This window comes from Shewanella electrica (genome assembly GCF_022321485.1).
GTDB classification, from domain to species: domain Bacteria; phylum Pseudomonadota; class Gammaproteobacteria; order Enterobacterales; family Shewanellaceae; genus Shewanella; species Shewanella electrica.
On the sequence record NZ_JAKOGG010000682.1, the window covers coordinates 1 to 243 of the forward strand.

Here is a 243-nt window from a genome sequence, read left to right on the forward strand (position 1 = left end):
TAGACTGATGCCACTATATATAGCCCTTACATTGAACCACGTCAACCCACTGCGCGGAGTCCTCCACGGACCGGTCTCTCCGCCCCAGATCTTCTCCAGCCAGTTTACAGGCCAGAGCCATTTCTTCGGTTTGATCCCGCGGAAATACTCCTTCTGGCTATGCAGGTCGGGGGCGATGTAATGACAGAGCAGTGCGAAGAATGCGGAGATGGTGAACGCTTCGTAGCAGTTGCCCATGACATC

At 54.3% G+C, this 243-nt stretch carries 1 protein-coding gene; it reads right to left on the reverse strand.

The window, feature by feature from the left end:
- Positions 1–243: OSTA/TMEM184 family protein (locus L9G74_RS21800; protein ID WP_238898971.1), on the reverse strand; the 243-nt coding region annotated here is incomplete at both ends.